Origin of the sequence: Citrobacter sp. LUTT5 (genome assembly GCF_009905315.1) — a bacterium.
Taxonomy (GTDB): domain Bacteria; phylum Pseudomonadota; class Gammaproteobacteria; order Enterobacterales; family Enterobacteriaceae; genus Citrobacter; species Citrobacter freundii.
The window spans coordinates 3,706,802-3,731,722 of the sequence record NZ_CP047606.1 but is presented as its reverse complement, the minus strand read 5'-3'; the positions used below and the strand labels follow the sequence as shown (position 1 = coordinate 3,731,722).

At 52.4% G+C, this 24,921-nt stretch carries 24 protein-coding genes; 16 read left to right on the top strand and 8 right to left on the bottom strand.

Features of this window, described 5'->3' with window-relative positions; translation table 11 throughout:
- The gene (gene ampH / locus GUC46_RS18010; RefSeq protein ID WP_003021428.1) at positions 1-1,158 is read right to left on the bottom strand and encodes a D-alanyl-D-alanine-carboxypeptidase/endopeptidase AmpH; all 1,158 of its coding nucleotides are present in this window, start codon (positions 1,156-1,158) and stop codon (positions 1-3) included.
- Between the two features lie 384 nt (positions 1,159-1,542).
- Here ampH and sbmA point away from each other — a divergent pair, with 384 nt between their 5' ends.
- The gene (gene sbmA / locus GUC46_RS18005) at positions 1,543-2,763 is read left to right on the top strand and encodes a peptide antibiotic transporter SbmA (protein ID WP_003836023.1); all 1,221 of its coding nucleotides are present in this window, start codon (positions 1,543-1,545) and stop codon (positions 2,761-2,763) included.
- Between the two features lie 15 nt (positions 2,764-2,778).
- Complete coding sequence (locus GUC46_RS18000) at positions 2,779-3,882, top strand: DUF1615 domain-containing protein (RefSeq protein ID WP_003847631.1); 1,104 nt, start codon at positions 2,779-2,781, stop codon at positions 3,880-3,882.
- Here GUC46_RS18000 and GUC46_RS17995 read toward each other — a convergent pair.
- On the bottom strand, positions 3,867-4,190 hold the full coding sequence (locus GUC46_RS17995; protein WP_003021437.1) for a DUF2755 family protein: 324 nt from the start codon (positions 4,188-4,190) through the stop codon (positions 3,867-3,869). The two genes, GUC46_RS18000 and GUC46_RS17995, sit on opposite strands and share 16 nt — an antisense overlap.
- Positions 4,191-4,454: 264 nt before the next feature.
- Here GUC46_RS17995 and GUC46_RS17990 point away from each other — a divergent pair, with 264 nt between their 5' ends.
- A complete protein-coding gene (locus GUC46_RS17990) occupies positions 4,455-4,673 on the top strand; it encodes a DUF2754 domain-containing protein (RefSeq protein WP_003021440.1) in 219 nt (72 codons plus the stop codon).
- 23 nt (positions 4,674-4,696) lie between these two features.
- Here GUC46_RS17990 and ddlA read toward each other — a convergent pair whose 3' ends face one another.
- Positions 4,697-5,791: a D-alanine--D-alanine ligase gene (gene ddlA / locus GUC46_RS17985; protein WP_003847629.1), complete on the bottom strand. Its 1,095-nt coding sequence runs from the start codon at positions 5,789-5,791 to the stop codon at positions 4,697-4,699.
- Between the two features lie 301 nt (positions 5,792-6,092).
- On the opposite strand from ddlA, the gene GUC46_RS17980 reads away from it, so the two are divergent.
- The 5 genes from GUC46_RS17980 to adrA all read left to right on the top strand — a co-directional run bounded on the left by GUC46_RS17980 (position 6,093) and on the right by adrA (position 10,925).
- Positions 6,093-7,289: a multidrug efflux MFS transporter gene (locus GUC46_RS17980; protein WP_003021445.1), complete on the top strand. Its 1,197-nt coding sequence runs from the start codon at positions 6,093-6,095 to the stop codon at positions 7,287-7,289.
- Positions 7,290-7,537: 248 nt separating this feature from the next.
- On the top strand, positions 7,538-7,780 hold the full coding sequence (locus GUC46_RS17975; RefSeq protein ID WP_003021448.1) for a sigma-S stabilization anti-adapter protein IraP: 243 nt from the start codon (positions 7,538-7,540) through the stop codon (positions 7,778-7,780).
- A gap of 104 nt (positions 7,781-7,884) precedes the next feature.
- The gene (gene phoA / locus GUC46_RS17970) at positions 7,885-9,300 is read left to right on the top strand and encodes an alkaline phosphatase (protein WP_049002385.1); all 1,416 of its coding nucleotides are present in this window, start codon (positions 7,885-7,887) and stop codon (positions 9,298-9,300) included.
- A gap of 97 nt (positions 9,301-9,397) precedes the next feature.
- Positions 9,398-9,718, top strand: a complete 321-nt coding sequence (gene psiF, locus GUC46_RS17965; protein ID WP_003021454.1) for a phosphate starvation-inducible protein PsiF — start codon at positions 9,398-9,400, stop codon at positions 9,716-9,718.
- 91 nt (positions 9,719-9,809) lie between these two features.
- Positions 9,810-10,925, top strand: coding sequence for a diguanylate cyclase AdrA (gene adrA, locus GUC46_RS17960; protein WP_085954043.1), 1,116 nt, complete (start codon positions 9,810-9,812; stop codon positions 10,923-10,925).
- A gap of 17 nt (positions 10,926-10,942) precedes the next feature.
- Here adrA and proC read toward each other — a convergent pair whose 3' ends face one another.
- The gene (gene proC, locus GUC46_RS17955; protein WP_003021462.1) at positions 10,943-11,752 is read right to left on the bottom strand and encodes a pyrroline-5-carboxylate reductase; all 810 of its coding nucleotides are present in this window, start codon (positions 11,750-11,752) and stop codon (positions 10,943-10,945) included.
- Positions 11,753-11,941: 189 nt separating this feature from the next.
- On the opposite strand from proC, the gene GUC46_RS17950 reads away from it, so the two are divergent.
- The 5 genes from GUC46_RS17950 (at position 11,942) to ppnP (ending at position 14,627) form a co-directional block, all read left to right on the top strand.
- The gene (locus GUC46_RS17950; protein WP_003021467.1) at positions 11,942-12,397 is read left to right on the top strand and encodes a YaiI/YqxD family protein; all 456 of its coding nucleotides are present in this window, start codon (positions 11,942-11,944) and stop codon (positions 12,395-12,397) included.
- A 186-nt stretch (positions 12,398-12,583) separates the two neighbouring features.
- Positions 12,584-13,129, top strand: a complete 546-nt coding sequence (aroL, locus tag GUC46_RS17945) for a shikimate kinase AroL (protein ID WP_003836009.1) — start codon at positions 12,584-12,586, stop codon at positions 13,127-13,129.
- A 26-nt stretch (positions 13,130-13,155) separates the two neighbouring features.
- Positions 13,156-13,347, top strand: a complete 192-nt coding sequence (gene yaiA / locus GUC46_RS17940; protein WP_003021472.1) for a protein YaiA — start codon at positions 13,156-13,158, stop codon at positions 13,345-13,347.
- A 246-nt stretch (positions 13,348-13,593) separates the two neighbouring features.
- Entirely contained in the window at positions 13,594-14,271 is a 678-nt protein-coding gene (locus GUC46_RS17935; RefSeq protein ID WP_160180562.1) for an AroM family protein, read from the top strand.
- Between the two features lie 71 nt (positions 14,272-14,342).
- Positions 14,343-14,627, top strand: a complete 285-nt coding sequence (ppnP, locus tag GUC46_RS17930) for a pyrimidine/purine nucleoside phosphorylase (RefSeq protein ID WP_003021477.1) — start codon at positions 14,343-14,345, stop codon at positions 14,625-14,627.
- A gap of 49 nt (positions 14,628-14,676) precedes the next feature.
- On the opposite strand, the gene rdgC is transcribed toward ppnP, so the two are convergent.
- Positions 14,677-15,588, bottom strand: coding sequence for a recombination-associated protein RdgC (gene rdgC / locus GUC46_RS17925; protein WP_003021479.1), 912 nt, complete (start codon positions 15,586-15,588; stop codon positions 14,677-14,679).
- A 91-nt stretch (positions 15,589-15,679) separates the two neighbouring features.
- Between rdgC and mak the strand changes: the two genes are divergently transcribed.
- Positions 15,680-16,588 carry a fructokinase gene (gene mak / locus GUC46_RS17920; protein WP_102190795.1) on the top strand — a complete coding sequence of 303 codons (909 nt, stop codon included), beginning with the start codon at positions 15,680-15,682 and terminating at the stop codon, positions 16,586-16,588.
- A gap of 7 nt (positions 16,589-16,595) precedes the next feature.
- Here mak and araJ read toward each other — a convergent pair whose 3' ends face one another.
- From araJ to sbcD, 3 genes are all read right to left on the bottom strand, one after another.
- Complete coding sequence (gene araJ / locus GUC46_RS17915) at positions 16,596-17,768, bottom strand: MFS transporter AraJ (protein ID WP_032937081.1); 1,173 nt, start codon at positions 17,766-17,768, stop codon at positions 16,596-16,598.
- 192 nt (positions 17,769-17,960) lie between these two features.
- A complete protein-coding gene (gene sbcC / locus GUC46_RS17910; protein WP_130714928.1) occupies positions 17,961-21,104 on the bottom strand; it encodes an exonuclease subunit SbcC in 3,144 nt (1,047 codons plus the stop codon).
- A complete protein-coding gene (gene sbcD / locus GUC46_RS17905) occupies positions 21,101-22,303 on the bottom strand; it encodes an exonuclease subunit SbcD (protein WP_032936985.1) in 1,203 nt (400 codons plus the stop codon). Before sbcD ends, sbcC begins: the two co-directional genes overlap by 4 nt.
- Before the next feature lie 190 nt (positions 22,304-22,493).
- Here sbcD and phoB point away from each other — a divergent pair, with 190 nt between their 5' ends.
- Positions 22,494-23,183, top strand: coding sequence for a phosphate response regulator transcription factor PhoB (gene phoB, locus GUC46_RS17900; protein WP_003021496.1), 690 nt, complete (start codon positions 22,494-22,496; stop codon positions 23,181-23,183).
- A 50-nt stretch (positions 23,184-23,233) separates the two neighbouring features.
- Positions 23,234-24,529 carry a phosphate regulon sensor histidine kinase PhoR gene (gene phoR / locus GUC46_RS17895; RefSeq protein WP_003021498.1) on the top strand — a complete coding sequence of 432 codons (1,296 nt, stop codon included), beginning with the start codon at positions 23,234-23,236 and terminating at the stop codon, positions 24,527-24,529.
- Positions 24,530-24,921: the final 392 nt, after the last annotated feature.

Here is a 24,921-nt window from a genome sequence, read left to right as displayed (position 1 = left end):
TCAGGATGCGGGAATAACCTGCGGTTTGTTCCCGCTCAACTCTGCAACCAGATCGTTGATACCGTCACTCATATTGGTAAAACGGGTTAGCGGAGAACGGGTCACCACGATAAACGCCCCGACGTTTTGTTGTGGGATCATCGCCATATAGGTGATGAAACCTCCACCGCCGCCGGTTTTTTGAATAATTCCCGGTCGGCCATTCTTCGGCGCCATGTAGACCCAGCCCAAACCAAGCGCATCGGCTCTGCCTGGAACATCCATTCCCACCACTTTAGTTAACTGCGTACGCTGATAAATCAGCGTCTGCATCCGGTCGGCCTGCTGGCTACGATGATAAAAGTCAGAAGAGAGATACTGCTGCATCCAGCGCATCATATCGCCGGGCGTAGAATAGACACCGCCGCTGCCCATTGCCGCCAGCGTATTGTTACAGGGGCTGGCGCCTTTTTCCGCGACCATCAGGCGTCGGCATTGATCGGGGGACGGGGTAAAGGTGGTGTCTTTCATCCCCAGCGGACGGGTGATTTTTTCTTCAAACAGCTGCGGATAAGGCTTACCAGAGGCCGCTCCCAGCGCATCGGCCAGCAGGTCAAACGCCAGGTTGGAATAAGATGCCTGTGAACCCGGTGCGGCTTTCAACGTGGCAGTAGAGAGATAGCTCCAGCGCTGCTCGCGGGTTGGCCAGACAAACACCGGGCGCTTTGCCGCGCCGCCAGGCTGCTCGCGCGGCAGCGCGCTGGTATGCGTCGCCAGATTCACAAGCGTAATCGGCGTGCCCTGATAAGTCGGCACGCGTGCACCTGGAGGTGCATATTTACTCAATGGATCGTTGAGTTTGACCGTGCCCTGATCGAGCAATTTCACCAGCATTTCGCTGGTCATTAATTTAGTGATTGAGGCAATTCGAATCACGGAATCAAGCTGTGGATGGACGTTGTTACCGGGACGCGTTTCGCCAAAGCTGCGAAATACGCGCTGATTACCATCAATCACCACGAGCGCCATCCCCGTAGCACCACTGCCGTAAAATATATGGTCGGCATAACGATCGACGATATCGGAGGCGAAAACCGGATCGGTTATAGGCTGTGCCGCCTGGACTGATGTCAATGACGCCGCACACAGCGCGGCAGAAAAAAGCAGACTACGTTTCAACGGTGGTGTCCATGAGTTAGAGAAAGTGAAAAAGGATGTCGTGCGTATGCGTATTTATACTACTCATCGGCGTATTGCAAAGCGCTTATCAACCAATGATAGTGGGAAAAACGTAACGATGAGTAAACGTAGGAGTTTCCTGGATTGCGGATGTTCGCTTTTGTGATCTTACGCTGTGATAATCTGCACATACTGGAACGTTGTCGAGTGTGAAAACCACAGAAACAATTCTTCATAACCGAGGTGCGAACTAAGTGCCTCGGTTTTGGTCACAATTGTCGGTTTCAGCTTGTGTTTTTGGGCGTAAGCCGTCTGGCCTCCGCACTCCACGGTGGCAAATGCACAGCAGTCGTCATAACGATAAGAAGTTAGCAGGAGAGCACTATGTTTAAGTCTTTTTTCCCAAAGCCGGGGCCGTTCTTTATTTCGGCATTTATTTGGGCACTTGTCGCCGTTGTATTCTGGCAAGCAGGTGGGGGAGCCTGGGTTGCACATATTACCGGAGCGTCGGGAGACGTACCTATTAGCGCAGCGCGTTTCTGGTCGTTGGATTATCTGATTTTTTATGCGTACTACATTCTTTGTGTCGGGGTGTTCGCGCTGTTCTGGTTTCTCTACAGCCCACACCGCTGGCAGTACTGGTCTATTCTGGGCACATCGCTGATTATTTTTGTGACCTGGTTTCTGGTTGAAGTCGGCGTCGCTGTCAACGCCTGGTACGCGCCATTTTATGACCTAATTCAAACTGCGCTCAGCACACCACACAAGGTGAAGATTGAGCAGTTCTATCATGAGGTTGGCATTTTTCTCGGCATTGCGCTGATAGCCGTGGTCATTGGCGTGATGAACAACTTCTTCGTCAGCCACTACGTATTCCGCTGGCGTACCGCGATGAACGAACACTATATGGCGCACTGGCAGCATTTGCGTCACATCGAAGGCGCAGCGCAGCGTGTGCAGGAAGACACCATGCGTTTTGCTTCTACGCTGGAAGATATGGGCGTCAGCTTTATCAACGCGATTATGACGCTGATTGCCTTCCTGCCTGTACTGGTTACGCTCTCTGCCCATGTTCCTGACCTGCCGATTGTTGGACATGTGCCTTATGGCCTGGTGATTGCCGCGATTGTCTGGTCGCTGATGGGAACCGGTTTGCTGGCCGTGGTCGGGATAAAACTTCCTGGGCTGGAGTTTAAAAACCAGCGCGTGGAAGCGGCCTATCGTAAAGAACTGGTCTATGGCGAAGATGATGGCAACCGTGCGACGCCACCGACGGTGCGTGAACTGTTTCATGCGGTACGCCAAAATTACTTCCGTCTCTATTTTCACTATATGTACTTCAATATCGCCCGTATTCTTTACCTGCAGGTTGATAACGTTTTCGGTTTGTTCCTGCTGTTTCCGTCGATTGTTGCCGGTACGATTACGCTCGGCCTGATGACGCAAATCACCAACGTGTTTGGCCAGGTGCGCGGCTCGTTCCAGTATCTGATTAACTCCTGGACAACGTTAGTGGAACTGATGTCTATTTATAAGCGTCTGCGCAGCTTTGAACGAGAGCTTGATGGTCAGGATATTCAGGAAGTTACCCATACACTGAGTTAATAATAAGGAGATGTTATGTCGACGGTTTCCCGTCTTTACCCCTTGTCTGGTCTTGCTGCACTGGTGCTGGTGGGATGTAGTAGCCAACCCGCGCAGCCGCTAAAAAAGGGGGAGAAAGCCGTCGATGTGGCGAGCGTGGTGCGCCAGAAAATGCCCGCCAGCGTGAAAGACCGGGACGCATGGGCGCAGGATTTGGCAAAGACTTTTGAAAGCCAGAAGCTGGCGCCGACGGTTGAAAACATCTGTTCGGTGCTGGCGGTCGCGCAACAGGAGTCAAATTACCAGGCGGATCCAGCCGTGCCGAACTTAAGTAAAATCGCCTGGAAAGAGATCGATCGTCGTGCCGAGCGTATGCACATCCCGCTATTTGTGGTGCATACCGCGCTGAAGATTAACTCGCCAACGGGGAAAAGCTACAGCGAGCGCCTGGATACGGTGAAAACCGAAAAACAGCTTAGCGCGATCTTTGATGATTTTATCAACATGGTACCGATGGGGCAGACGTTATTTGGTTCGCTTAATCCGGTGCATACCGGTGGGCCGATGCAGGTTAGCATCGCCTTTGCTGAGCAGCATGCCAGCGGCTACCCGTGGAAAATGGCGGGAACCGTGCGCCAGGAAGTATTTAGCCGCCGCGGTGGGCTGTGGTTCGGTACGTATCATCTGCTTAACTACCCGGCGAATTACAGTGCGCCAATTTTCCGCTTCGCCGATTTCAATGCCGGGTGGTATGCCAGCCGCAATGCAGCTTTCCAGAATGCGGTCAGTAAAGCCAGCGGCGTGAAGCTGGCGATGGACGGTGATTTAATTCTCTATGGCAGCAGCGAGCCGGGCAAAACGGAGCTGGCGGTACGTAAACTGGCCGGGAAGCTGGACATGAGCGAGAGTGAGATCCGCCGTCAGCTGCAAAAAGGCGACAGCCTGGCCTTTGAAGAGACCGCGCTGTACGAGAAAGTCTATAAGCTGGCGGAAGCGAAGGCGGGGAAAACGCTTCCCCGTGAAATGCTGCCTGGCATTCAACTGGAAAGCCCGAAGATCACACGTAACCTGACTACCGCGTGGTTTGCTAAACGCGTGGACGATCGTCGGGCGAAATGTATGGGTCAGTCATCGTTATGATGACGGCGGCGCCAACGCGCGAATGCCGCGATGGCGCCAAGAATCAGGCTTCCGGCGAGAAAAGGGACCAGTCCAAAAAGGGTTCCGACGCCCAGGCCGATTTCAACTCGCGGGCGCCCTGTCTCTTGCATTTGCAACTGCATCAACTGCTCATAGATGCCGGGAGCGTGGGCCAACAGATTTAAAATCTGCGCGCCCGCCCAGAAGCAAAACAGCACAAATACGGCATACGCAATGTTGCCGGGCAGGGAGGAGGGGTCCCGATGCTTGCCCTTAAACAGGGATTTTGAGAGCGTAAAATCAGCCATAAAGACCTCCGGAAATAACCTGCTTTTTTTGACGTAATGCCTGTAACTGAAAGTGAGTCTGACAGGTGATCGGCAATGTCAATATCAGAATGATGGTAATTTCAGGTAGAGATTATTCCTGGATTTCGGTTTTTTGCTTAAAGTCACAATTATGCAACCTTAAGTGAAATTAATTTACATTTCAGAAATTCCGCACAGGCCACAGACGTGTATGAGGAAATGTGCGAGGATGCGTTTTCATGTTGTATATCCACCGGAGCCGTTATGAACCTGCCTGTTAAAATCCGCCGAGACTGGCACTATTATGCCTTCGCTATTGGGCTTATCTTTATTCTCAACGGCGTGGTGGGCTTACTCGGTTTTGAAGCGCAGGGGTGGCAAACCTATGCGGTGGGGCTGGTGACCTGGGTGATTAGCTTTTGGCTGGCCGGATTAATCATCCGTCGCCGCGTTGAAGATGATGAAGTAAAGGATGCCCAATAGCTATATCAGGCATCCTGGCGGGTTTACATACTGGTTTTCAGCGCGCTATCCGCAGCATGGCGTTCCAGCGCCAGTTCGATCAGGCGAGTGATCAAATCGGTATAGCCTAAACCGCTCGCCTGCCACAGCTTCGGATACATACTGATATTGGTAAAGCCTGGCAGCGTGTTGATCTCATTGATCACAACGTCGTTTTCAGCAGTTAAGAAAACGTCCACGCGCGCCATGCCGGCACAGCCCAGTGTCTGGTAGGCCTGAATGGCGATTTCGCGGATCTTGTCGTTAATCTCTGGTGCAATTGCTGCCGGAACGACAACTGTGGCACCGTTATCGTCAATGTATTTAGTGTCGTAAGCGTAAAAATCGCTGTTCAGCACAATCTCTCCACAAGTACTGGCCTGCGGATGATCGTTGCCCAGTACCGCACATTCGATCTCGCGGCCTTTGATCCCTTGCTCCACCACGACTTTATGATCGAATTCAAATGCCAGCGCAACGGCCTGATCGTATTGGGCTTCGCTGGTTACTTTGCTGACGCCAACGGACGATCCCTGGTTGGCCGGTTTTACAAACAACGGCAGACCCAGGCGGGATTCCACTTCGCTAAAGCTGATGCTGTTGCGATTGGCGCGAGTGAGCGTAATAAATGGCGCGATGTTTAATCCGGCATCACGCAGCAGACGTTTGGTCACGTCTTTATCCATACAGGCCGCAGAACCCAGCACATCAGAACCTACGAACGGTAGGTTTGCCACGCGCAGCATGCCCTGCAGAGAGCCATCTTCACCCAGAGTGCCATGTACGATCGGGAAAATAACATCGACCGTCGGCAGCGGTTGACCGTTTTGTGCATCGATCAACTGGTGCGCTTGTTTACCCGGTACCTGCGCCAGGCTGGTCTCAGAAGGTCGCAACGCAATATGCGCCGGGTCGTCTGAATTGAGCAGATAATTACTGGCATCGCTGACGTGCCATTGCCCTTGTTTATCAATACCTAACAGCACAACGTCAAAGCGAGTCTTGTCGATGGCATCGACAATATTTTTTGCCGATTGCAATGACACTTCATGTTCCGCTGATTTACCACCAAATACGATTCCTACCCGCAACTTTGCCATCTTAAAAACCCATTCCATGAATGCAAAGCACATACATTACCACGACAAAACGCAGGTTTCCTCGGCTTCTGGCAGATTGTTTTGGCTGACGACAGGGGAATAGAACACAACAAACAAGCGGCTCGCACGCGAAGCATAATCACCTGCTTATATTATGGGTTTGATGTGAGCTGTATCACAAATATGATGAGCGGGAAGATAAAATACTAAACTGTGATTTATCGCACCTGTGGACCCTTATTCAGCTAAGTAATTTGTTAAGCTGCTCGCAGTTTTCAGCTACTTATCGTTATGAGTCCTTATGGAATCCTGGAGAGTTAACCTTATTTCCGTTTGGTTCGGGTGCTTTTTTACCGGACTGGCGATTAGCCAAATCTTGCCTTTTTTACCACTCTATATCTCCCAACTGGGCGTGACCTCGCATGAAGCGCTCTCAATGTGGTCCGGATTAACGTTCAGCGTCACCTTCCTGATTTCAGCTATTGTCTCTCCAATGTGGGGCAGTTTAGCCGACCGCAAAGGACGCAAGCTAATGCTGCTGCGGGCCTCACTGGGTATGGCCATTGCGATTTTGCTACAGGCATTTGCTACTAACGTCTGGCAACTTTTTCTGCTGCGCGGGGTGATGGGGTTAACCTCCGGTTATATTCCTAATGCGATGGCGCTGGTCGCGTCACAGGTTCCGCGTGAACGCAGCGGTTGGGCGCTGAGTACGCTGTCGACGGCGCAAATTAGCGGTGTCATTGGTGGACCGTTAATGGGGGGCTTTATTGCCGATCACGTTGGCTTACGGGCGGTATTCTGTATTACCGCCGCTTTGCTGGTGGTGAGTTTTCTGGTCACACTGTTTTTGATCAAAGAGGGCGTTCGTCCGACGATTAAAAAAAGCGAACGTCTGAGTGGGAAGGCCGTATTTGCCTCGCTTTCACATCCGGCGCTGGTGATCAGCCTGTTTTTTACCACCATGGTGATTCAACTTTGTAACGGTTCAATTGGGCCAATTCTGGCGCTGTTTATTAAATCAATGGTCCCAGATAGTTCGAATATTGCCTTTCTCAGCGGGCTGATAGCCTCAGTACCGGGCATTTCTGCTCTGATTTCCGCGCCTCGACTTGGTAAATTAGGCGACCGTATTGGTACTGAGCGGATTTTAATGGCGACGTTAATCTTCGCGGTGGTGCTGTTTTTCGCTATGTCGTGGGTCACCACGCCGTTGCAGTTGGGAGTTCTCCGTTTTCTGCTTGGCTTTGCCGACGGTGCGATGTTGCCGGCGGTGCAGACGCTGTTAGTGAAATACTCCAGCGATCAGATAACCGGGCGCATCTTTGGTTATAACCAGTCATTTATGTATCTCGGCAACGTCGCCGGGCCATTAATGGGGGCGACGGTTTCGGCAATGGCGGGGTTCCGTTGGGTGTTCATTGCTACAGCAAGCATTGTGCTTATCAATATCTGGCAATTGGCTATTGCGTTGCGACGTCGGCGCGGGGGGCGTTGAGCTCCTGATTAACAACGCTGCCTGTCAGCGTTGTTAATCCATAATTGTGTATTGTATATTTGTGTGATTATTAATTTTCTTACCTTTTTATATTGAATCATTCTGCGTCAAGACGCATTTACCCTTATTTTGTGTTGTGATTGTTTTCGCAAATCGTTTTATTACTTATAAAAATACAACTTTCATCCTCTAGGCAGTCGTGAGCCTTAATGATAACGTGACCCATATTTTGTTAAGGGAATAGGCAAATGAAAAACCTCGTCACTGAGTTGTTACTTAAACTCGCGCAAAAAGAAGAAGAGTCGCAAGATCTGGCGGTACAGGTCGAAACGTTAGAGCGAGTAATCATCGAAATGCTGCGCAATATGGCGTGGAACGATCGGCAAATATTTATTCGTCAAATTGAGGGGGCGCTGGCTGATGTAAACCGCATGCCCGCGTTTCTGACGAACATACATAACGCTTGCGAGATCGTACCAAAAGCGTTTTGAACCATCTGTGGCGGGGCACCCACAAATTATCATAAAAGTGTCACATCAAATACTTATAGTCGCTTTGTTTTAATTTTACCGTATTTATACATGGAGAATATAAAGTGAAACAAAGCGCACTCGCTATTGCCCTGTTACCTTTGCTGTTTACCCCGGTTATTAATGCAGAAACATCTACTGTAGCGGTTTTGGATAATCGTGCCGCTCAAGGTGATATCTCCACGCCGGGTGGCGCTCGCCGATTGTCTGCCGACCAAACCGCGGCTCTGCGCGAATCGCTGAACGACAAACCGGCCAAAAATATTATTTTACTGATTGGCGATGGGATGGGGGATTCCGAAATAACGGCAGCGCGAAATTATGCTGAAGGCGCGGGCGGCTTTTTTAAAGGTATTGATGCTTTACCGTTGACCGGACAATACACACATTATGCGTTGGATAAGAAAACCGGCAAGCCCGATTATGTGACAGATTCTGCAGCATCGGCGACGGCGTGGACGACCGGTGTTAAAACTTACAATGGTGCTCTGGGCGTTGATATTCATGAGAAAGATCACGCTACTATTCTGGAAATGGCCAAAGCGGCGGGTCTGGCGACAGGCAACGTTTCCACGGCTGAATTGCAGGATGCCACGCCTGCCGCACTGGTTGCCCATGTCACTTCGCGTAAATGCTATGGCCCGAGCGTGACGGCTGAAAAATGCCCGACGAACGCGCTGGAAAAAGGCGGTAAAGGGTCGATTACCGAACAATTATTAAAGGCCCGTGCGGATGTTACGTTAGGTGGCGGGGCAAAAACTTTTACTGAAACAGCTACGGCAGGTGAGTGGCAGGGTAAAACGCTGCGTGAACAAGCACAGGCCCGTGGTTACCAGATGGTGAGTGATACCGCGACGCTGGCGGCGATTACCGAAGCGAATCAGGATAAACCGCTGTTGGGTCTGTTCTCTGACGGTAATATGCCAGTGCGTTGGGAAGGCCCGAAAGCGTCTTATCACGGAAATCTGGATAAGCCGGTAGTGACCTGCACGCCAAATCCAAAACGTAACGACAGCGTGCCGACTCTGGCACAGATGACGGATAAAGCGATTGAGCTGTTAAGCAAAAATGAGAAAGGCTTCTTCCTGCAAGTGGAAGGCGCGTCAATCGACAAACAAGATCACGCCGCTAACCCGTGTGGACAAATTGGTGAAACTGTCGATCTGGATGAAGCGGTGCAGCGTGCGCTTGCTTTTGCGAAGAAAGATGGCAACACCCTGGTCGTGGTAACCGCTGACCACGCGCATGCCAGCCAGATAGTCGCACCGGATACTAAAGCACCCGGTTTAACGCAAGCGCTGAACACCAAAGATGGTGCGGTGATGGTCATTAGCTATGGCAACTCTGAAGAAGAGTCCCAGGAGCACACCGGCAGCCAACTGCGTATTGCAGCCTATGGCCCTCATGCGGCGAATGTGGTTGGCCTGACCGATCAAACCGACCTGTTCTACACCATGAAAGCGGCGTTAGGACTGAAATAACCCGACGCCCGGCGGCAATACTTTTGCCGTCGGGTGGTATTTTTATCGTTAGCAGCCAAACTTACCTGTGTGTCGTCGTTCAGAAAAGGATGGTGCTATGAAAATTACATTATTAATGACGTTGCTTTTTGGTCTTATTTTTTTAACTACCGTCGGTGCTGCCGAGAAGACATTAACCCCGCAACAACAACGTATGACCACCTGCAATCAGCAGGCAACGGCGCAAACCTTAAAAGGGGATGCGCGTAAGACGTATATGAGTGATTGCCTGAAAAACAGTAAATCTGGGCCTGAGGAAAAGAGCCTGACGCCGCAGCAGCAGAAAATGCGTGAATGCAACGTCAAGGCGACGGAGCAGTCTCTGAAAGGCGATGATCGTAATAAGTTTATGAGTGCTTGCCTGAAAAAATCTGCTTAGCACTTCCGGGTGAGCAGATAAAATCGCTCACCCGAAATATCATACTTCCGCCGCCAGACCCCTTCCTATAATTTGGGAAATTTGTTTCAGAATATTCCCAAATACGATGAATGATGAAAATTTTTATCAAAAGAAGGTCGTCTCAAATGAAGCATTTATATTGCTTCATCAAAATGACCACCAACGTTCCGGTCTGCGATTTGCCCGACGAATCAGGCTGCCGCGAGCAGTGGGATTGGGGGGAATGTTTTTCCCTATCGCGTCGGTATTAGTTTCTCAGCCAATAACCGGAGGCTGGTGGCTTTTGCTGGTGGGATGGGCATTTGTCTGGCCACATCTGGCATGGCAATTGGCAAGTAAAGCTGTCGATCCACTGCATAGCGAATATACCAACTTAAAAGCCGATGCCATCCTCGCCGGGATGTGGATGGGGATTATGGGGATAAACTTGCTGCCATCCACGGCGCTGTTGATGATTATCTGTATCAACCTGATGGGCGCAGGAGGTATGCGAGTCTTCATCGCAGGCGCCGTGTTGATGGTGGTTTCCTGCCTGGTGACGTTACAGTTAACGGATATCCCCATGGCTTTTAGCAGTACGCAGCTGAGCGTGCTGCTGTCACTGCCAGTGTTAGTGGTTTACCCGTTGCTGTTTGCCTGGGTGAGTTATAAGACGCTCATCCGGCTGGCAGAACATAAACGTCGCTTACAGGTTATGAGTACGCGAGATGGGATGACCGGGGTGTATAACCGACGTCATTGGGAACTGTTGCTGCGTAATGAGTTTGATAATTGTCGTCGCCATCAGCGTGATGCCACGCTCCTTATCATCGATATCGACCATTTTAAGAGTATCAATGATACCTGGGGCCATGACGTAGGGGATCAGGCCATTGTTGCACTGACCCGCCAGTTACAGATGACCTTACGCGGTAGCGATGTGATTGGGCGTTTTGGCGGTGATGAGTTTGCGGTAATCATGTGTGGCACGTCGGCGAGCAGCGCGATTGCAGCGATGTCTCGTGTTCACGAACGGCTTACCCAACTGCGTTTATCTTGCGCGCCGCAGGTTGACCTGCGCATTAGCGTGGGCGTTGCGCCGCTGACATCTGAAACTGAACACTATAGAGAATGGTTAAAATCAGCAGATATGGCGCTCTATAAAGCAAAGAATTCCGGACGTAACCGCACTGAAGCGGCGGCATGACGTCCGGCGGTGTTAACTCAGGAGCGGCTGAGTTTTTCCGATTGCTCCATGCACTTAATCATCGCTTCAATTACTGATGAACGGAAACCGCGTTCTTCCAGGACGCGTACCGCCTCAATGGTGGTTCCACCTGGCGAGCACACCATATCCTTTAATTCGCCAGGATGTTTACCCGTTTCCAGCACCATCTTCGCCGAACCCATTACCGCTTGTGCCGCAAATTTATAAGCCTGCGCGCGGGGCATTCCCCCCTGAACGGCGGCATCTGCCATTGCTTCGATAAACATAAATACATAGGCCGGTGCTGAACCGCTGACACCAACGACCGGATGAATCATTGCCTCCGCAATGACTTCAGCTTCGCCAAAGCAGCGGAAGATATTCAGCACGTCAGCCGTATCTTCCGGCGTGACTAAGGCGTTTGGCGTGACGGAGGTCATTCCGGCGTTCACCAGCGACGGCGTGTTTGGCATCGCGCGAATGATTTTACGGTCGTGACCCAGCGCGCGGGCAAGCTGATCGAGGGTGACGCCTGCGGCAATTGAGACGACCAGGGAGTCTTTGTTCAGGCTGGAGGTAATTTCGCTCAGCACCTTAATCATAATGCCTGGCTTTACAGCCCCAAAAACAATATCAGCGATCTGCGCGACTTCTTGTGCAGACTGCGCCGCATTAATGCCGTACTGGTCGTGTAGCGCGGCGACCTTATCGGGGGAAGGGGTATAGACCCAGATTTGTCCGGGGAGAACCTGACCGCTGGCGATCATGCCGCCAAGAATGGCTTTGCCCATATTACCGCAGCCGATAAAACCAATTTTCTTGTCCATCTTGTCACTCCCTATGGATGATATTCATTGTTTTATACCCTAATTACTTCAAGTAACTTGAATTATTTGGGGTAAACCTGGGAAAGCTAAGCTTAGCGCGGAATGAATATGTTCAGAAGGAGAAACAGCACTTTGCCTGAAAGTAAAAGCACGCGACAATGTGCGGCAGCACAACAGTGGGGAGAAGTTATGACAATATGGGTGGATGCCGATGCGTGTCCGAATGTGATTAAAGACATTTTGTACCGCGCTTCTGAGCGCATGCAAATGCCGCTTGTTTTGGTGGCCAACCAAAGCCTGCGCGTCCCGCCTTCGCGTTTCATCAGCACATTACGTGTGCCTGCGGGCTTTGACGTGGCTGATAACGAGATTGTGCGTCAGTGCAGTGCTGGTGATTTAGTGATAACGGCAGATATTCCGCTGGCGGCTGAAGTGATTGAAAAAGGTGCGGCGGCGCTTAACCCGCGTGGCGAACGTTATACCGAAGCCACGATCCGCGAGCGTCTGATGATGCGTGATTTTATGGATACGCTACGCGCTAGCGGTATTCAGACCGGGGGGCCGGACAGCCTTTCGTCCCGCGACAGACAGCATTTTGCAGCTGAACTGGATAAGTGGTGGCTGGAAGTTCAGCGTAGAAAATAGTGTGTGTAATTTATTATTTACACTTTATTCGTTGTGAATTCTTGTTATAGTAGGGGTTAACTCATCTCGCCATTCTTTATGTAATTTTTTCTTTACGGTTTTGGCGGTGTACTAGTTTGATGATATGATTATATTTTTAACCGCATCAGATCCCGCTTGTTGGCGGTTCTCTGGGGAAATTCTGTGATGACGCAACCTCTTTTTCTTGTTGGCCCCCGGGGGTGTGGTAAGACGACAACCGGTATGGCGCTGGCAAAGGCTATTGATTTCCAGTTCGTTGATACCGATCGCTGGTTGCAATCGCACGTGCAAATGACCGTGGCGGAAATCGTCGAAAGAGAAGGGTGGGAAGGGTTTCGTGCCCAGGAAACGACCGCTCTGCAGGCTGTCACAGCACCAGCAACGGTTGTTGCGACCGGCGGCGGTATTATTCTTACCGAATTTAACCGTCACTACATGCGCAGCCACGGCGTGGTTATCTATTTAAGCGCACCGGTATCGGTACTGGTTGATCGTCTGGAGGCGACGCCTGAAGAAGGATTACGACCTACCTTAACCGGCAAGCCGTTGACTGAAGAAGTGCAGGAAGTGCTCGCCCAGCGAGATGTTTTGTATCGCGAAGCCGCGCACTATATCGTTGATGCCACTAATGCGCCTGCGCAGGTGGTGGAAGACATTCTTGGGATACTGGCGCAGGCAGCGCCACGGTTGCAGGGCGGTGTCTATACTTAATGTTCATCCAGTGAAAAGGAAGAACTATGCCGACACAACCACCTTACCCACGTCAAGCGACCATTGTTACGGTTGAAAAAGGGACGCCAGGCCAGACGGTAACCTGGTATCAACTTCGTGCCGATCACCCTAAACCGAATTCGTTGATCAGTGAGCATCCTTCGGCTCAGGAAGCGATGGATGCTAAAAAACGCTACGAAGACCCCGATAAAACCTGATATGAAGACCGCCCTGGCACGAGTCTTAAAAGTGCCAGTCCGGGCGTGCATCACATTTTTTTAAATTTCGCTGTATACAGTAAAAATTGAAAATTAAACAATAACAATCCAGTACTGGAATGATCTGGAATCTTTACACAATACACCGCCGATCTACTGCTACGCTTTTGAGCATTTGTAGCACAGGTTAGCGTCCGGCACGTGTCCGGGATTTCACAGCAAAGTAAGAAAACGGTGGAGCAACAAATGAGTACGTCGTTGGCTATCCTCACGATTGGCGTTGTGCCGATGTGTGAGGTGTTACCGCTCCTGACGGAATATATTGATGAACAGCACATTACTCACCACAGTCTGCTGGGGCAGATGCAGCGAGAAGATGTGATGGCTGAGTACGGAGCTTCACCCGGTGATGAGCTGTTATTAACGCTGCTTAGCGACCATCAGCTTGCACATGTCTCGCGCCTGAAGGTAGAACGCTCGCTACAAAGTATCGTGGAGGTGCTGGATAATCAGGGCTTTGACGTGATCCTGCTGATGAGTACCGCTTCAATCACCCGTCTGATCGCCCGCAATAGCATCTTGTTGGAACCCATACGCATTATTCCCCCGTTAGTGGCTTCGATTGTCGAAGGGCATCAGGTTGGGGTCATAGTACCTGTTGCTGAATTGCTCAAAGCCCAGACACAAAAGTGGCAGGTGTTACAAACGCCGCCAGTGTATGCCGTAGCGAATCCAGTAGAAGGTTCTGAACAACAGCTGATTGATGCCGGAAAATATCTCCTTGAGCAAGGCGCTGATGTTCTCATGCTGGACTGCCTGGGTTTTCATCAACGCCATCGTGATTTGCTGCAAAAGTCGCTGGATGTCCCGGTTTTGCTGTCCAATGTGTTGATTGCCCGACTAGCTTCGGAATTGCTGGCGTAATTTTGCGTGACAGGTGGAACGTCAGCCCCCTATATTGGTTCCTAACTTAATCACGAGATAGGGCCAGTTGTATGCTTCAAAGTAATGAATACTTTTCCGGCAAAGTAAAATCGATCGGTTTTACCAGCAGCAGTACTGGCCGCGCCAGTGTAGGCGTGATGGCTGAAGGTGAATATACCTTTGGTACTGCGGCGCCTGAAGAGATGACGGTGGTTAGTGGCGCACTGAACGTGCTGCTGCCAGGGGAAACCGAGTGGAAAGTATATGCCGCAGGAGACGTGTTTAACGTACCGGGCAACAGTGAGTTTCATCTGCAGGTAGCAGAGCCAACATCCTATCTTTGTCGCTATTTGTAAGCGTAAAAATGACGAATGGCGATATTGTGTCGCCATTCGCTAAACAGGGCTAACGTTGCGCTTCGCCGCCTAATCCTTCCACCAGACTTTTAATCAGCGCCGCCAGTTCACCTGTCATCAGGATGAAATCGGCATCAAAACGCTGAGCATAATCTTCACGGTCGATATCTTCGTTCTGATCGCGCAGCTCGTCGCTGAACTTCAGACGCTTAATGGAGCCGTCGTCACACATAACGAACTGAATACGCTGCTGCCAGTCGAGGGCCAACTTGGTGACCAGTTTGCCCGCCTCGATATGCACGGCGATTTCGTCGCAGACCAGATCCTGCTTTTTCGCGCGGATCACACCGCCGTCTTCAAGGATCGCTTTCAGTTCAGCTTCATCCAGTAACTGGAACCCTTGTGCTGTTGTGCCGGAGCGAACCCATTCGGTCAGCGTCAGCTCAATAGGGTTTTCCATCGTCAGCGGAACGACCGGCAGCGAACCGAGGCTTTTACGCAGCAGCGCCAGCGTATCTTCCGCTTTTTTCGCGCTTGCACAGTCGACCATGATCAGATCGTTGACGGTGTCGATCCACATCATTGTCTGGCTGAAGCGGCTAAAGGCGCGCGGCAGCAATGAGTGCAGAACTTCATCTTTCAGTGAGTCTTTTTCGGTCTTCTTGAGTTTGCGACCTTGCTCAGCTTCCAGTTTGAATATTTTGGCTTCCAGCGCCTGTTTGATAACCGGCGACGGCAGAATTTTTTCTTCTTTGCGGGCGCAGATAATAATTTGGCCATTGGCGGTATGCGTTAATGCATCGCTGTGCGATCCCATCGGCGGAACCCAGCCCATTTTTGCCATATCCTGGCTACCGCAAGGGGTGAACGTCATTGATGCCAGCTGTTTTTCCATCTCTTCGGCACGCAAAGAAACATCGCGGCTAAGACGGTAAACCATTAAATTTTTGAACCACAGCATGATAATTTCCACGGCCTTGTCGTTAAATCCAGCGGGCATGATAGCGAATTGTCGCTATGCTTGCATTGTTAATCGGGAAGAGGAGCAAACAGTGCGTATAGGTATCGATTTGGGCGGTACGAAAACGGAAGTTATTGCGCTTGGCGATGCGGGCGAACAGCTTTTTCGCCATCGCCTGCCCACGCCGCGTGATGATTATCGGCAAACGATAGAAACCATCGCCACGCTGGTGGAGATGGCGGAAAACGCCACCGGGCAGACGGGAACCGTGGGAATGGGCATTCCCGGTTCAATCTCGCCCTACACCGGGGTGGTAAAGAATGCCAACTCGACCTGGCTTAACGGGCAACCTTTTGACAAAGACCTGAGTTCGCGTCTGAATCGCGAAGTGCGGTTGGCAAATGATGCCAACTGTCTGGCGGTTTCTGAAGCGGTGGATGGTGCGGCGGCGGGGGCGCAAACCGTGTTTGCGGTGATTATCGGCACCGGATGTGGCGCAGGCGTGGCGCTGAATGGTCGGGCACACACGGGCGGTAACGGTACCGCAGGGGAGTGGGGGCATAATCCGCTGCCGTGGATGGACGAAGATGAGCTGCGTTATCGGCAGGAAGTCCCCTGTTATTGCGGCAAACAAGGCTGCATTGAAACCTTCATTTCCGGGACCGGTTTTGCCACCGACTACCAGCGCCTGAGCGGTAAGCCGCTCAAAGGCAGTGAAATTATCAGCCTTGTTAATGCGCAGGATACTCTTGCGGAGCAAGCGTTGAGCCGCTATGAGCTTCGTCTGGCGAAATCACTGGCACATGTGGTGAATATTCTCGATCCGGACGTCATTGTGCTGGGTGGCGGAATGAGCAATGTCGACCGACTGTATCAAAACGTTCCGACGTTGATGAAGCAATTTGTTTTTGGCGGCGAGTGTGAAACGCCTCTACGCAAGGCGTTGCACGGTGACTCCAGCGGCGTGCGCGGCGCGGCCTGGCTGTGGCCGCACGTATAAACGGTTGTTATGTCGCGGGTGCAACCTGTTGTTGCACGCCGCGCTTCAGGCGACCATAGAGCAGCAGCGAGGACATCGCAGAAAACGACAGCAGCGCAGCCGGCAGCGTCACGTAGTTGTAGGCAAATCCCAGCGTCAGCATCATGCCACCGCAGTACGCGCCAATCGCGCTGCCGAGATTGAAGGCAATTTGCCCGCCAGCCGCGCCCAGTAGTTCTCCCCCTTTAGCATTTTGCAGAAGCAAAATTTGCAACGGCGCCGACAGAGCAAACAGACCCGCGCAGCAAATGAAAGCGAAGGTCAGCGACGCGGCTTTGATGCCGCCAAAGGCAAATAGCAGCAGCAGAGCCAGCACAATCACGAAGTCGGTTATTACCGCAATTCGCAGCGGCGTATAACGGCCTGACAGCCTACCGCTTAGCAGATTTCCTAACACCATTCCCAATCCCACCAGCATCATGATGAAGGTCATTAGCGCCTCGGAGAAGCCGGAGATATACATCATGTACGGTTTGACGTAGCTGAACCAGGCGAAAACCCCGGCGTTCCCAAACATGGTGGCGGAAAAAATGAACCACGGGGCGGGGCTTTTCAAAAAGTGAAATTGTTCGCGCAGTTTCCCTTTTACCTCATCGCTAATGTTGGGGACCCAAAAAGCGACCGAGACTATTACGGCGATATTAAAGACGGCTATCAGCAGAAACGTGTAGCGCCAGCTAAATTCCTGGCTCAGCCAGGTGCCGACGGGAATGCCAACCAGATTGGCAACGGTCATCCCCGAAATCATGCCCGCGACGGCGGCGGTGACTTTTCCTGGACGGGCCAGCTTCGACAGGATAATCGCGCCCACGCCGAAAAATGCGCCATGAGGGAAGCCGGAAACCAGCCTGCCCACCGCCAGCATAAAATACGAGGAAGAGAGGGTGAAGATGGCGTTGCCAATCACGCACAGGGTGACCAGAAACAGCAAAATATGTTTGAGCGAAAAGCGATTGGAAAAGAGCGCAATAATGGGCGCGCCAAGCACTACGCCAAAGGCGTAAAATGAAATCATATGGCCAGCGGCAGGAATGGAAATTCCCACGTCCCGCGCCAGCTCAGTGAGGACACCCATGATGCCAAACTCGGCCATGCCCAGCCCAAATGTTCCGAGCGCTAAAGAGAAAATGACTTTTTTCATACCACCTGCCAACAAGAAAGACGCAGGATTTGCGTCATAGCGACGAACGTTCGCCGCCAATAGCGATAGCTTGCGGATAAGCGAAGTGGAATGCCATTTCATATCCGTCCCTGAGTATGCAATATTGTGCTACATAGCGTGCCGGATAGCGTTAGCGCTTATCCGGCCTGTGACACCATATCCGCTGGCCGATTACTCCACCGCAAACATTTTGTCGAGTTTGCTGTAGCCCAGACCGTTGATTTTTTTCACTTTGATCTGCACCGGAATGCGTTCTTTCATTGCTTCGACGTGGCTGATCACGCCAATGGTTTTACCGGTAGCGTTGAGCGCATCAAGCGCGTCCAGGGCGGTATCCAGCGTTTCACTGTCCAGCGTGCCGAAACCTTCGTCGAGGAACAGGGAGTCAATTCGCGTTTTGTGGCTGACCAGATCGGACAACGCCAGCGCCAGCGCCAGACTCACGAGGAAGCTCTCGCCGCCGGAAAGCGTACGCGTATCACGTACGGCATCGGCCTGCCAGGTATCAACCACTTCCAGCTCTAACGCTTCGCTGGCCTTGCGCTGCAACAAATAGCGACCGTGCAGACGGGTTAACTGGTTGTTGGCAAGCCAGACGAGGTTATCCAGCGTCAGCCCCTGGGCAAATTTGCGGAACTTATCTCCCTCTTTCGAGCCGATCAGCGCATTCAAATACCCCCAGTCTTCGACCTGCTGCGCGACTTTTTCAATCTCCTGCATCAGCGCCTGCTGCTGCTGGCGGTTTTCAGCATCTTGTTTGAGCTGCTGGCGAATTTCGCCCTGACGAGTAGTGTTATCGCGTAGCAGTTGGGTGAGCTGCGCCAGCGCGTCGTGCAGATGCTGCGCCGTCAGCGTGAGATCCACTTCTGTTGGTTGCTGCTGTTGATGAGCCGCCAGTGCCTGCTGGGCCTGATTAACCAGCGTTTGCGCCTGCTGTTGCTGGCCTTCCAGTGATTGCTTCAACTGCTCCAGGCGATTAAAGGTCTCTTCGTCCAGCAGGGCGGCAATAAAGGCGTCGCGATCGGCAAAGATGCTGGCCTGCAATGCGGCATCAAACTGCGCCTGGATTTCCGCGGCGCGCTGAACGTCCTGCGCCTCCTGCTGTTGCAAGGTTTGCCACTGTCCCTGTAAAGAGAGGCAATCGTCGTGCACCTGCCGCCAGTTTTCCAGCGACAAATCCTCAATGTTTTCAGAAAGCGCCTCGGTTTCAGGCAACGTTTCCAGCAGCGGCGCAAGCTGGGCAATCCGGGCCTGTAACTCGGTCAGTTCATTCTGACGCTGTTGCCACATTTGTGCTTCGTTCGCCCGTTCGCTTAGCCATGAGGCGACGTCATCCTCGGGCGGAAGGGCCAGACCATAACGGGAAAGCTCGGCGGTTAGCGTCGCCTGGCGCTGGTCAATATGCAACTGGAGCTGGGTAATCTGCTCGGTATGCGCGGTGATTTGCGCCTGCAGGGTATGACGCAGGCTCAACTGGTGAAGCTGTTGTTCGTGCTCTTCCTGAGCGGCCAGCCACGGGGCAATGTCATCCTGCGGTTGCAGCGTGACGTTGAGGCTGGCGGTGACGGTCAGCCATTCTTGAGTAAGTGCTTGCTCCTCCTGAGAAAGCGTCTCTGCTTCGCGTTCATCCCGCTGAAGTTGCTGGGTTATCGCCTCAAGCTGGCCGCGTAACGTTGAACCCTCATCGGCCAGTGTTTTGACCTCTTTTTCCAGTGCCTCACGCCGCGTCTGATTCACGCTCAGTTCGAGCGTTTGATAGCGTTCAATCGCCGGATGTGCGGTGGAGCCGCATAGCGGGCAAGGCATGCCGGATTGCAACAATGCCCGTTGGCTTTCCAGATCTTTGATGCGGGCTTCTTGCTCGCAAATGACTCTCACATCGGTAAGTTGCTGATTTTTATCTTTATAGCGCTGACGTTTTTCGGCAAGCACCGCGTTGCGCTGGGTCAACTCTTGTTGACGCTGTACAAGCGTGGCGCGTAACTGTGCCAGTTGTTTTTGCTTCGGGGTGATTTGTCCGTGTAAATTGCTCAGCCGCTGGCGTAATGGACGAAGCTGCACATGTTGCGCCAGCGCATCCGTTACCTCCTGCGGCGAAAGGGTCAGCGCGGGAAGCGTTAGTGCATTGAGCTTACGTGTGTCGTTCTCTCGCAGCTGCTGCCATTGGCGTAGCTGGGTGCTGGCGTCGGACTGTTGGGCCAGCAGCGCTTTCCATCCTGCCAGTTCGCTACTCCATAAGCGGAAGCGATCATGCTCATTAAGCCAGTCGGTTAACGTCTGTTGTTCGGCTAGCATCAAGGTCGACTGCATTTGCGCCTGCTGACGAATACGCCCGCGCAGCGTTAAGCTGCTTTGTAAGCGAGCATTCACTTCCTGAATCTTCTGGCGCGTACGCTCGATAGTAGCCGTTTGTTCCTGAATTCGCTCCCAGTGCGGGCGTAACGCCCTGGCCGGCAGTGCCAGACTCAGTGCCGCCAACTGCGGCTGCGCGTCTTCTTGCGCCTGAAGTGCTGCCTGTAATGCCTGCTGGTGATGGTTTATATCCGTTTGTAGCTCATTTTGCCGAATGAGCCAGTTGAGGTGCTGTTGCTGGGTTTGTTGGCTGGTAAGGTATTGTTTTTCTTCGTCAGTAAGTACCTGCAAACTTTCTGTCAGAGAGTGCACCTGCTCTGGCGCTAACAGCGCCACGCCGCTGGCCTGGGCCTGCAGTTTTTCCAGCTCCGTACGCGCTGATTTGTGCTTTTCAAACACCATAGCGGAGATTTGACCGTAAATCTCTGTGCCGGTCAGCTCTTCCAGCAGTTCGGCGCGCTCTTTTGGTTTGGCATTAAGAAATGCGGCAAACTGGCCCTGAGAGAGCAGCATCGAGCGGGTAAAACGGCCGTAATCCAGCCCGGTAAGCTCGGCGGTCATCTCCAGCTTGTCTTTGACTTTATCGGCGAGGATTTTACCGTCGGCGCAGCGGGCCAGCTCTACGCGCGGGACCTGCAGGTTGCCCTCAGGCTGGTTGCGTGCCCGGTTCTGGCTCCAGAATGCGCGGTAGGCTTCGCCCCGCACCTCAAATTCCACCTCGGCCAGACACTCCGCTGTGTCGCGGGTCATCAGGTCATTTTGCGACTGTGACACAGTATTCAGGCGCGGCGTTTCGTGGTACAGCGCAAGGCAAATTGCGTCCAGCAGGGTGGTTTTCCCCGCGCCTGTGGGCCCGGTGATGGCGAACAGCCCGTTGCTGGCAAAAGGTTCTGCCGTGAAATCGACTTTCCATTCTCCCTTCAGGGAGTTGAGGTTTTTCAGGCGCAGGCTGAGAATTTTCATGCTTCAGCCTCCCCGGCAAGCGTCTGTACGGTTGCGCTAAACAGCTGATTAAGCCGCTCGCGCTGCGGTTCTTCGAGTTCTTCCAGCGCCAGGCGGCGGTCAAAAACCTCCGCCACGCTCAGCTCGCTTAATGTTTCACGACGTTCATTGGCCATAATACGTTCGCGCTGTTCCCGACTGCGGCGCACCAATAACACCTCTACCGGTAAATCTTCGGTCAAGGCCTGGATTTTACGCTGCATATCATGCAGATAGTCATCGGTGGTAATTTCAATATCCAGCCACACCGGCGGCTCTTGCTGTACGTTGCGCCACTGCTCAAGCTGGGCGGTAATGGCGGCGAGATCGCCTTTCAGTACCGCAAGCGGCTGGGTGACCGGTACGGTGAGATTCTCGACGGCGTTGAGTTTCCCTGCTTCAAAGCTCACCAGATGCACGCATTTGTTTTTGCCGCACTCGTCAAAACTGAGAGCGATCGGCGAGCCGCAGTAGCGAATATGCTCCGTGCCGCCGATAACCTGCGCCCGGTGAATATGGCCCAGCGCGATGTAGTCCGCCGGAGGGAAGTTTTGTGCAGGGAAGGCGTCCAGCGTACCGATATAAATGTCTCGGACGGCGTCACTTTTACTGGCGCCGACGGTGGTCAAATGCCCGGTCGCGATGATGGGCAGATTCTGATCACCACGCAGCGTGCAGGCATCCTGATACTGCTGCTGGTAATAGTCGGTGATGGCTGACAGCAAATGTTGCTGTTTTTCTTGCCCGGTTAGCCCGGCCTGGCTGGTAATGATGTCGCGTGGACGTAAAAAAGGAACCGGGCACAGAATCGCCCCCGGCGTGCCGTCGCGTTGCGGCAGTACCTGCGGCGCATGGCCGGCGCTGGCAACGACCGTGGTGTTGAGAAACGCCAGTATATCGCGGGATTCATTGAGTGTGGCGACGGAGTCGTGGTTGCCTGCCAGCACCACCAGATGACACCCGGTTTGCTGTAAATTAACGACAAAACGGTTATACAGCTCACGGGCGTAGCTTGGCGGTGAGCCGGTATCGAAAATATCACCCGCCACAATAATGGCATCCACCTGATGGGATTGTGCCGTTTCCAGCAGCCAGTCGAGAAAGGCCTGATGTTCAGCGGCGCGGCTCTTGCTGTAGAAATTTTGGCCCAGATGCCAGTCAGACGTGTGAAGGATGCGCATAAGAGTTCCATGACGATAAAACAGTGGTGGGGATTATAACCTTTCAAGGACGGTAATATCTTGTCTCCGGGCTGTCATAATTCGCCGGGCTGCGTTAAACCAGGGCTATCTTTTCATAAATCTGTCATAAAACTGACGCATAATGGCACCGTATTGATGGCAAACGATTTAATTATAAACAGGGCAAATCATGGCGAGACGTATTCTGGTCGTAGAAGATGAAGCTCCAATTCGTGAAATGGTCTGCTTCGTGCTCGAGCAAAACGGTTTTCAACCCGTAGAAGCCGAAGACTATGACAGTGCTGTGAACCAACTCAATGAACCCTGGCCGGATCTCGTCCTGCTTGACTGGATGCTTCCCGGCGGCTCGGGTCTGCAATTTATTAAACATCTCAAGCGCGAAGCCATGACGCGGGATATCCCCGTGATGATGCTGACGGCGAGAGGTGAAGAGGAAGACCGCGTCCGGGGTCTGGAAACCGGTGCGGATGATTATATTACCAAGCCGTTTTCTCCCAAGGAGCTGGTGGCGCGTATTAAAGCGGTTCTGCGTCGTATTTCACCGATGGCGGTGGAAGAGGTTATTGAGATGCAGGGGCTAAGCCTTGATCCGACCTCGCATCGCGTGATGACCGGCGAGGATCCGCTGGATATGGGGCCGACCGAATTCAAACTGTTGCACTTCTTTATGACCCACCCTGAGCGCGTCTACAGCCGGGAACAACTCCTCAATCATGTCTGGGGAACCAATGTCTACGTGGAAGACCGGACAGTGGATGTGCATATCCGCCGCTTACGTAAAGCGCTGGAGCACAGCGGACACGATCGAATGGTGCAGACAGTTCGCGGGACGGGATATCGTTTTTCGACCCGCTTCTGACTGACAAGAATCAGGGCCTGATGGATTAGGCCGTTTATGGAGTAAGACGTTTGCTAGAACGATTGTCATGGAAAAGGTTGGTACTGGAGCTGATCCTGTGCTGCATACCGGCATTTATCCTTAGCGCTTTTTTCGGTTACCTGCCCTGGTTTTTACTGGCGTCGGTAACGGGCCTGCTTATCTGGCATTTCTGGAATCTATTACGTTTGTCCTGGTGGCTATGGGTCGACAGAAGCATGACGCCGCCGCCGGGGCGAGGCAGTTGGGAACCGTTGTTATATGGGCTGCATCAAATGCAGCTGCGCAACAAAAAGCGCCGTCGAGAACTGGGTAACCTGATCAAACGTTTTCGCAGCGGGGCGGAATCACTACCCGACGCGGTGGTGTTGACCACCGAAGAAGGTGGTATCTTCTGGTGTAACGGACTGGCTCAGCAGGTTCTGGGACTGCGCTGGCCGGACGATAGCGGGCAAAATATTCTTAACCTGCTGCGATACCCGGAATTCACACAATATCTGAAAACGCGCGACTTTAGCCGGCCTATCAATCTGGTGCTCAATACCGGACGGCATCTGGAAATTCGCGTGATGCCCTACACGGATAAGCAACTGCTGATGGTGGCGCGCGACGTTACCCAGATGCACCAACTGGAAGGTTCACGGCGAAACTTTTTCGCCAACGCCAGCCATGAGCTGCGCACACCGCTGACGGTGCTGCAAGGTTATCTGGAAATGATGCAGGAGCATCCGCTGGAAGGGACAACGCGCGAAAAAGCGCTGCATACCATGCGCGAACAAACGTACCGTATGGAAGGCCTGGTGAAGCAGCTGCTGACGCTGTCAAAAATTGAAGCTGCTCCGACGTTGCAACTGAATGAGAAAGTCGATGTGCCCATGATGCTGCGCGTGATCGAGCACGAAGCGCAAACCCTGAGCCAGCATAAACATACGTTTACCTTTGATGTCGATAACAGCCTGAACGTGCGGGGCAACGAGGAGCAGTTGCGTAGCGCTATCTCGAATCTCGTGTACAACGCGGTGAACCACACCCCAGCGGGAACGCACATTACCGTACGCTGGCAGCATGTGGTCTCGGGGGCGGAATTTTGTGTGGAAGACAACGGTCCAGGCATTGCCGCCGAGCATATTCCACGTTTGACCGAGCGTTTTTATCGGGTAGATAAGGCGCGATCGCGGCAAACGGGCGGTAGCGGGTTGGGCCTTGCCATCGTGAAACATGCGCTGCATCATCACGACAGCCGTTTGAATATCGAAAGCGAACCAGGCAAAGGGACGCGATTTAGTTTCGTGATCCCGGAACGTTTGATTGCCAAAAGTAACGGTTAAAGCACATTCGTAAGATTATCTTTCCAAAAGCCAGCACAAGCTGGCTTTTTCTATGCGGTCAATATATGACTCCTGAATTTTACGACGTTTGATTGTTTTTTGTTCGAACTATTACCCATACCTTTTTCCATGAAATGGTGTTTTGTGCTAACCCCATTTTTCATATCGCTATATTGTTCTGGTTTTTGGATCCCACCTTGCTTTAAAACGTTATAAGCGTTTAAATTGCGCTCCAGGTGCTGTCATACCGACTGCATTTACGCGGTAAATCGAAAAACTATTCTTCGCCGCGCCAGGTCGGGAGTGTTTCCCGCTGGAATTGAGCAAAAATGCCGCTGTATTGTCCCCCAGGGAAAGGCAAAAATTTATTATTTTCAACACCACATCCACAG